Source organism: Streptomyces sp. NPDC036813, assembly GCF_055609245.1.
Genome location: NZ_JBVJPV010000003.1, coordinates 151670 through 159659, shown reverse-complemented (window position 1 = coordinate 159659; position 7990 = coordinate 151670). Strand labels below are relative to the sequence as shown.

Below are 7990 nucleotides of genomic sequence, written 5' to 3'. Positions count from 1 at the left end.
TCGATACGGAACCGGGGCGGTTCCTGCGCCTGAAGGTTGAGGAAACGAATCCACCAAACGGCACGGGAGTCACGTGCATTGCGCGGTCTGCCGCCGTCACGCCCGGCAGTATCCGTGTCAAAGCCCTCATTGAGCTGGTTCTGACTATGCAACGGCAGCCTGCTGTTTGAACTGCCAGGAGATCTCAGGGCGCGCCAATGCGAGCTTCAGGAGCTTGCTGTGAAATTGGTGCTCGCTAATGAAGAACTGACCGTGGGCGCTCTGATTGAGCGATTCCATAACATAGTCGAGCGCCGCACGTGTCTCGGGGGCTGCAGCGAGCACGCCGACGTCGACGACGAGCAGCTCAGGCCTATAGACAACGAAAGACCAGGATTCCCCGGAGTAGAGCAAGTGATCAGGGAAGGTACGCAGCCCTCGACGCACAAGATGAGCCTGGACAGCCTGTAGCCGGGTAAGCCTGAGTCGGTCCTTTCCCTCTCGATCGCGAACCCAAGCGTTACGGATGACAGCGGCGCCGTCGTTTCTACTTACAGTGTCTTCGATCCATTTAAGTGTGCTGGTGCGCACGGATACCATGACGTCTACCTCCTCATTAACGAACTGTTAATAGGAGACAGGATCGTCAATAGACCGACGCCGCGCTTAGGTTTCCCGAATCCTCTGCTGCTGGTGTAAGTCATGTGGTAATGAGATGCTCCAGGTGCTCGCGACGGGCCGCATCATCAACTGGAGCGCACAGAACAGCGCACGGGCTCGGAGGTGTTCGACCAGCTGTTGTGTAGTCGCTTGCTCCGGAACCAGTGGCTTCGGACGCCAAGGGGCCAGTTGCCAACCCGCTGCGATCGGTCGCCCTCGCGGCTGCGCTAGTGACCATCGCGGGAAGCCCTCGCGCGGATCGACCGCTTCGACAGCATCGGGAACGATCATCTGCAGGATGAGCCGACCAGGGGGCAGCCAAATGATCGCTCCTCGACAGCCCTGGGAGATTCCGAAGCACAACTACCGCACTACGGATGGCCTCGTATGCGTGGGAGTGGGTGCCGGCTCCCCATGCCGCCTGTCGATGCAGAGAACAGAGACTGGTCGGAACGAGTAAGCGGAATGGAGAGCCGTAGCCCATTCACGTTGAGCCCCCGCTCGGGCTACGGCTGCCAGTTTCTTTCAGTCGAGATCGTCAGCCATGACGTCGCTGACATTACCGATTCGTCCCTCGTCAAGATGCTGGCTTAGGAGCAGAAGTCCTTTGTTCATCAGTGTCTCGATCACACGGTACGGCTCCGCGACGACATCTTGGTTCCTGTAGAACACAGCGACCACGGCTGCCATCTTCCCGCCCGGGTCAATGCCAGCGATGCTGTAGTTGCTACCACGGCGTAGACCAAAGTCATCCCCCCGCTCCACTGTGACACCGTTCCGGAGAGCATAGGCGAAGCCTAGGCGGGCAAGATCCATCCGGTCGGTCACCGGCAGGTTTTCCGCCAACTCAACCGCAACTCGTTCGGCCTCAAGAGTTAGAGCGATGTTCTTCAGGTCCGCCATTAGAGAATATCCTTAGACCGAATCTGTGTGTGTCTTGGCGTGATTCGTTCAAGCTCATATTCGGCGACCAAGTCGCTCCCAAGTGCTCGTATCGCTGCTTGCCTGTCAAACTCTGAATCGAAAGCCAAGAGAACGACCTGCTCGGCCATTCGCGGCAGTGCCGCGATGACATTGGCTGTGTGATCGGAGTCGAGCCTGCCGAACGGCGAGTCCATGACCACCGTGCCTCTTACCGCGGCGCTTGTCTGCAAGGCGGCGATCAGTGACAAGGCGACGAGATGTTCGTAGCCAGCCGATCGACCAGTTACTACGGACCCGTCTGCTCCGACGATCTCCAGGCCGTAGCGGTTCGTGATCCGCAGTCCCGTATATTCTTTCTCTGCAGAAAGATCCGTGAAGATAACGGAGGCGCGTTCCTCAACGCGGTCTTTCAGTTGTTTCCGGTAGACCGAAATGGCTTGCTGAAACAGTCCTACCAGGTCATCGGATAGCCGCTTCTTCATTTGCACAGCAGCATCCGGTGTGAAGTTGTATTTATCGAGTAGATCGTTGATATCGGCGATCCGCTTGTCCAGCTTCTGCAGGTCCTTTTCGATCTCCTCCAGCCGCTTGTCATGCCGAGCTAGTTCGAGCCGTCGCTCCTCACGTTCCTTGACCAAGCTCCGAACCTTCTCTTGGTCCACCTCATTCAATTGCTCGTCCAGGGCAATAATCTCATTCGAGATGTTCGAAAGCGTGAGAGACGCTTGACGGTAGTTCCGATCTCTCTCCTGAACTAGGCGTCCGTCATATGATGCGACTTCGAGCAAGGTTTCAAGGTGACGACGCAAGTGAGCAACTTGATCGGCAAGGTGCTCCTGGCCTGGAGCGGAGTCGTTACTCTCGATGTGCCGCAGAATCTCAGTGCGAGCTGTTTCATCGAGGTCTCTGCGACACACAGGGCAATGTTCGTGACTTTGCAGGTAAGCGTAGTCGCGAGCATCGGCGGAGGCTTTCCGCAGCTCTGATTCCAAGCGCTCGACCTCTTCCTGAAGCGCCGCCCTCTGCGCGCGAGCAGGTCCAGCTAGGACTGCCTGCCAAAGTTCGCCGGAGAGATCCAAGAGCGACTGCCAGGCCTGCTGCTTTTGCTGTTTAGCCGTCGCAGCTTGCTGAGAGAAGCTGTCAATCTGAGCTAGGATGTTTTCTGCGCGTGGCTGAGCACGGAGATCAGCCGAAATCTCTTCAATCCTCTGTTCGGTTCTGTCCCTAGCTTCGCGTACACCTTCCCGATCGCGCACCATCTCAGCGCGGAGATCGCCGGCCTCGGTTAGGGCGGCGCCTAGGTCCCGTGTCTTGGCATCAGCGCTTGCCTGTTCAGCCACCCGCTTATTTGCCTGAGTGCGGACTTCCTCTACGTCGGCGAGTGCGTTGGCAACAATCGGAATACCGAGGACGCGCTCGATCGCATCCTCTAGCTTCTTACCCTCGTCGTTCTCTGCGTCAAGTAGATTTTCATAGTCGCGAAGCAACTCGCCGTCGAAGAGGAAAAATCGGCTAACTGAAACCGGTGCGATCTGCTGCAGCACCTTGTCGGCCTGAGAAGCGGACAACGCTACGTTGTCTCGTTCCAGGAAGACACTCACGTTCGGCTGGCGTCGTTCGTCGTACTTGCGAGTCAGACGGTACGGGACGCCGGAGTGTGTGAATTCTAGGACAGTCGAGAAAGAACCGTATCCGCCGGCCTCCTTGCGTGCCTCGCTGTTGGCGAAGTCTGCCGCGCTCAGGGGGCCAGACCTGCCCATGATCTGCCCGTAGAGCGCATAACGGAAGGCGTTATGTAGCTTGGTCTTCCCTCGCCCGTTGAGACCCGAGATGATGTAGACACCGCGTTCGCGAGGGAAGTCGACGATTTGCCGTCCCCGGTATGGGCCGAAGTCTTCGATCGTGAGCCGACGATATGAAAGCATTAGGAGCGCCCTTCATGCTGCAACTGCTCTGAGACCCACCGGTTAATGACTTGGCTGGTCCGCCTAGTCGCCTCGACCCGATCCTCAACGAATTTGCGCTGTACGCTCAAAATCTCAGCGACCAACTGTTGATCAAGGTGTGGGTAGCCAGCTGCACGGATCTCTTCCACCGTGGCGAAGAGGCTCGCAGATTCGCGAACTTCCTTCTCTTCGACAGTGTTGGTCATTCGTCTACTCCGTCCGACTCCAGGCCGCTGTTACGCATTTCATCCAGACGCTCTAGCGGAAGACCGAGGTCAACACACTTCTGCTCCAATCGTGATACGGATCTCCGACTTGAGCTCCATTCTGCGAACTGGAGAGCGCGTGCGATTTCTGCGAATGTCAGCGAGGCTGTAGGGTCGCTGGAATCGTACGTGTCTGGAAGGACGAGGACGTCATACACGTAAGCGAACGTCTTTCCCGGCGACTTTCGCAGAACGCGCCCGCGCCTCTGAATGTACTCTCGTGGATTCCGGGAGGAGGCTAGAATCAGGGCGTGTGATGCCGATGGTATATCTACGCCCTCATCCAGGCACTTAATGGCAACGATCACGCCGCCATTCATGTCAAAGAGCTTGAGTGTCAGATCTGGGCTACCAGCCATCTGGCGGTGGTACTCCATCGCCGGCAACCCGCGATCCGCTAGAGCGGTTTGCATGCTCTTCAGTTGCTCTTGATTGTCACAATAAACAAGCCACTTCTGGCCTTGCCTGAAATTAGTCGAAACGATATCCGCCGCTGCGGACACCTTCGCCGAGGCACCTTTTGCGATGCGAGCGCGCTCAATCAACTTCATCTTTATTCGAGTTGCTTGCTCGCTGGAGCTTCCATCTCTCTTGTCCATCGCATAGAGCCGACGGATTTGGGACGTGAGGCGGTCCCAAGCTTGCTGTTCCTGCTCGTCGAGTGACACCCAGCTCGGTTCGTAGACGTAGGGAGTAAGCACCTTGTCTTCTAGAGCGTCAGCCAAAGAGTACCGATCGACGATGCCGCCAAAATAGTCTAGTAGGCTGTGAGTCCCGGTTAGGTCGTTTGCCCTTTCGGGAGTGGCGCTCAAACCCAGCCGGGCGGATGCATTCAACCAATCTAGAACACCTAGTGCATTTGGGCTGCCCAAACGGTGAGCTTCGTCAGCGATTAGTCCGACGCGTCTAGCGACTGGCCTGACCTGACCTCGGAAAGCTGGTGTCACGGCCGTATTGAGTACAGTGACAATCGCATACGGAATTGCGGAATTCTGTTGCTCTAGTGCAGCACGCACTAGCCCATCGGACGACCACCGCGTGTTGCCGGCGCCGCAAAGAACAACACGACAGCCAAGGAGTTCTTTCACTTGCCGAGCCCACTGCTCAAGAAGAAGCGTAGAGGGCACAACAAACACAGGGACCAGGCCCTTGGCGAGCATCTGCTGTGCACAGTAGAGCCCAGTGATGGTCTTTCCTGAACCCGTTGCATGGCTCAGAAGTCCACGCATGCCATTCTGCTGCCAAGTGCTGGCCGCTCTCAACTGGTGGCTACGTAGCTGGATTCCCCCAACGGATGGCGGGCGACTTGCTTCAGTCGCCTTCTGCGCCTCCTTAATCACACGGTCAAACAGATGCTCGATCGTAGAGCCTGAGGCGATTCTTCTGGCCTCCTCAAGTACCGGACCGGGCAGATTGACTACCGTGACTCCGCGGATGTCCCCAGACCACACGCGATCAAAGCGCGCTCTGGCGTTGGCTACTCGCTCCGCATCGCGACCTCCCTCCCACGAAGGCCAAACGTCGATCGATTCAACGTTGCCTTGCGGAGATAGCCCAAGGAAAGTCTCATTCATCGAGCCGCGGAATCCCACAATATTTCCGCTACTGTCACAGAAAAGTCCCACCTTATCGTGAAACATGCGTTTCGTCTGCGCGTTGGCCTTTTCTGCCACTTGAGCTAGCTTCACGTCGATCCGACCATCCGCAATTAGGGCAGCGAATAGTCGAGCCGTGTCAGAGAGGGGAGAATCAAGCATTTCACGCAGTTCTGCACAGAGTTGCGACGCCAGCGACTCGTCATTTCTGGCTGTGTACCCGAACAGCAACCCCTCCGCATCCTTTTCCGAGAGTCTGGGTGAGCACAGGAGCCGCATCTTCCCGTCGTTCTGGAGCACAAAGGTACTCAAGGCGCGCCAGGTAAGATGAAACACGCTTGAGCTGAAGTACCCTGTGATGCGGTCGTACTGTACTGAATGCCGTAGACAGGGGTTGTAAAATTCATCGGCGATATCGTCCGAATCGCTTGCGTAGTCCGTCTTGATGTTGCCTAGTTCTGTCAGCATCCGGGAATCACCTCGCCCAGAAGAGCTTCGATACTTAGATCAACTCGGCGCTCAATAGCCTCTGCCAACCGCTCGGGTCTGGCTGCTATGATCGTCTCTGCACGTGGCGATCGCTTCAGAGTGCGCTTGGATTCTGCAATTCCAGCGGCCAGCGCTTTGAAGACGACCCCGGGCGGTGCTTGTACGCCGCTTGAATAGGTGAAACCCGTTGCGTCGTGCAGATCGGCATCCCAGATGATGAATGTACGAAGTTCTGGGTTGTAGCCGATCAACATGCATCGGACATTGTCCGTACGCTCGAATTTGTAGCGTGGCTTGGGGAAGTCTCCTGCGAGAGGGTTAGTTTTTGTCGTTAGCTGTACCCGAAAGGCGCCTTCCTGGCGTTCGGATATGTGCTGAGTGGCTCGGAATATGTAGACACGAAGCCTAAGTGGCAACGGCGGCTTCAATCGCAGGAGTAGCGGTTTCGTACGAAGAGCTTCCTCTGTGGGTACAACGCTCAGATGGTCCCGCAGTGCCCTCGCTAGTGCCTTGCCGAAGTAGGCGCTGTTGCGGCTCGTGGCCGGCACCGGTAGACGATAGAAGTCGTCATCATCCATGTGCAGCCACTCCTGATGCACGATCAGCTTCCCCCCTGTGCCCGCGGCTTGTCGCAAGTGTCCCCAGGTGAAGACGTAACAGCTGCGATCCCTACGGTCAAGCGCAGGCTCAACTTGCAGCCCCTGAGGAGGCGAAGTTCCATCTGTCCTAGAGGCTGCCTGTAGGGTTGCTGTACGATGAGCAAGGGGAGATCTAACGGTGCGACCAGGTGAGCTGCTGGGCTCTGGGCGTGTCTGCTACACAACCCAACTGGGCGAGCAGGTGTGCGGAGACAGCTTGGAACTATTGGCGGAGCTGCCAGCAGAGAGCGTAGACCTGTTCGTTACCAGTCCGCCGTTTCCTCTGCTGCGCAAGAAAGCCTATGGCAATGAAGAGCAGCAGAACTATGTTAATTGGCTGACGGATTTCGTAAAGCTAGCGCGAGATGCTCTGAAGCCAACCGGAAGTCTCGTCATTGATATCGGCGGCGCATATCAGAGCGGGCGGCCGGTGCGTTCGCTGCATCAGTTCCGCGCCTTGTTGTCGTTCGTCGATGATCTAGATTATCGACTCGCTGAGGAGTTCTACTGGCATAATCCCGCCAAGTTGCCTTCTCCGATTGAGTGGGTAAATAAGCGCAAGATTCGAGCCAAGGATTCAGTCAATACCGTTTGGTGGCTTTCCAAGACGGATAGCCCTAAGGCTGACGTTCGGCGTGTTCTCGTGCCGTATTCGGATTCAATGAAGCGGCTTTTGAAGGATCCTGCTAAATATTACAGGCCGAAGCTGCGGCATTCTGAGCATGAGATCGGTGAAGGCTTCGGTAAGGATAACGGCGGCGCTATCCCTTCGAACCTTTTGGCGATCCCTAACTCGCAGTCCAATGACATCTACTTGCGGACTCTGAAGGAATTGGGTAGGCCGGGGCATCCAGCTCGGTTCCCTGTGAAGTTGCCGAGTTTTTTCATAGAGATGTTGACTGATCCTGGTGATCTAGTCGTCGATTTTTTTAGTGGATCCAACACGACCGGACGTGCGGCTGAGTCGCTCGGGCGCCGGTGGCTATCTATGGAGATGGATAGCAGTTATTGTGCGCTCTCGGCTGTCCGCTTCCTCGAAGGAGCGCCGCTCGAAGTCGTAAGGGATTCAGTCAAGGCCATTGAAGATCATCAAACGCTGCTTCTGTAGATCTTTATGGTGGACTGGAGTGCTGCAGCAGAGTAAGGCGCGGTCGGTGGAGCGGCTTTGGGCTGGAGCTGCTTTGGCGCGAGTGATCATGGCCCCGTAAGCTTCCGGCGCGTCGGGCAGTCTGTGGACCTGCCCGGCAAAGCACGACGTTGGGGCCATGATCTGCGAGGCTCGCGCCAAAGTGGCTGCCTAAAGCCGTGGAGCCGACCGCCTCAGCCACGACGTACCCCTTCTCTGACGTCAGGTGGCTGATCGCCAAGAGCGCGGCACGGGCGCCGGCCGGGCTGGAGCGGGGCGGAGACAGGAGCGCAGGCCCGGCCGGGGGCCGGGCCGCGCGCGGGGAGCGGAGCGAGCCGCCTTGAACCCGTGAAGAAAGTTGTAACTC

The 7990-nt window shown here is 57.2% G+C and carries 7 protein-coding genes; 1 reads left to right on the top strand and 6 read right to left on the bottom strand.

What is annotated here, in order from left to right; genetic code table 11:
• Positions 1-144 precede the first annotated feature (144 nt).
• The 6 genes from ACZ67Q_RS08300 to ACZ67Q_RS08275 all read right to left on the bottom strand — a co-directional run bounded on the left by ACZ67Q_RS08300 (position 145) and on the right by ACZ67Q_RS08275 (position 6437).
• On the bottom strand, positions 145-579 hold the full coding sequence (locus tag ACZ67Q_RS08300) for a hypothetical protein (RefSeq protein WP_471178068.1): 435 nt from the start codon (positions 577-579) through the stop codon (positions 145-147).
• Positions 580-1164: 585 nt separating this feature from the next.
• Complete coding sequence (locus ACZ67Q_RS08295; protein ID WP_471178066.1) at positions 1165-1542, bottom strand: hypothetical protein; 378 nt, start codon at positions 1540-1542, stop codon at positions 1165-1167.
• Positions 1542-3488 carry an AAA family ATPase gene (locus ACZ67Q_RS08290; protein WP_471178064.1) on the bottom strand — a complete coding sequence of 649 codons (1947 nt, stop codon included), beginning with the start codon at positions 3486-3488 and terminating at the stop codon, positions 1542-1544. The genes ACZ67Q_RS08295 and ACZ67Q_RS08290 overlap by 1 nt, the downstream gene beginning before the upstream one ends.
• A complete protein-coding gene (locus ACZ67Q_RS08285) occupies positions 3488-3715 on the bottom strand; it encodes a hypothetical protein (protein ID WP_451206359.1) in 228 nt (75 codons plus the stop codon). Before ACZ67Q_RS08285 ends, ACZ67Q_RS08290 begins: the two co-directional genes overlap by 1 nt.
• Positions 3712-5838, bottom strand: a complete 2127-nt coding sequence (locus ACZ67Q_RS08280; protein ID WP_471178061.1) for a DEAD/DEAH box helicase family protein — start codon at positions 5836-5838, stop codon at positions 3712-3714. The genes ACZ67Q_RS08285 and ACZ67Q_RS08280 overlap by 4 nt, the downstream gene beginning before the upstream one ends.
• A complete protein-coding gene (locus ACZ67Q_RS08275; protein ID WP_471178058.1) occupies positions 5832-6437 on the bottom strand; it encodes a hypothetical protein in 606 nt (201 codons plus the stop codon). The genes ACZ67Q_RS08280 and ACZ67Q_RS08275 overlap by 7 nt, the downstream gene beginning before the upstream one ends.
• 199 nt (positions 6438-6636) lie before the next feature.
• Here ACZ67Q_RS08275 and ACZ67Q_RS08270 point away from each other — a divergent pair, with 199 nt between their 5' ends.
• A complete protein-coding gene (locus ACZ67Q_RS08270; protein ID WP_471178056.1) occupies positions 6637-7605 on the top strand; it encodes a DNA-methyltransferase in 969 nt (322 codons plus the stop codon).
• The last annotated feature ends 385 nt before the right edge of the window (positions 7606-7990 follow it).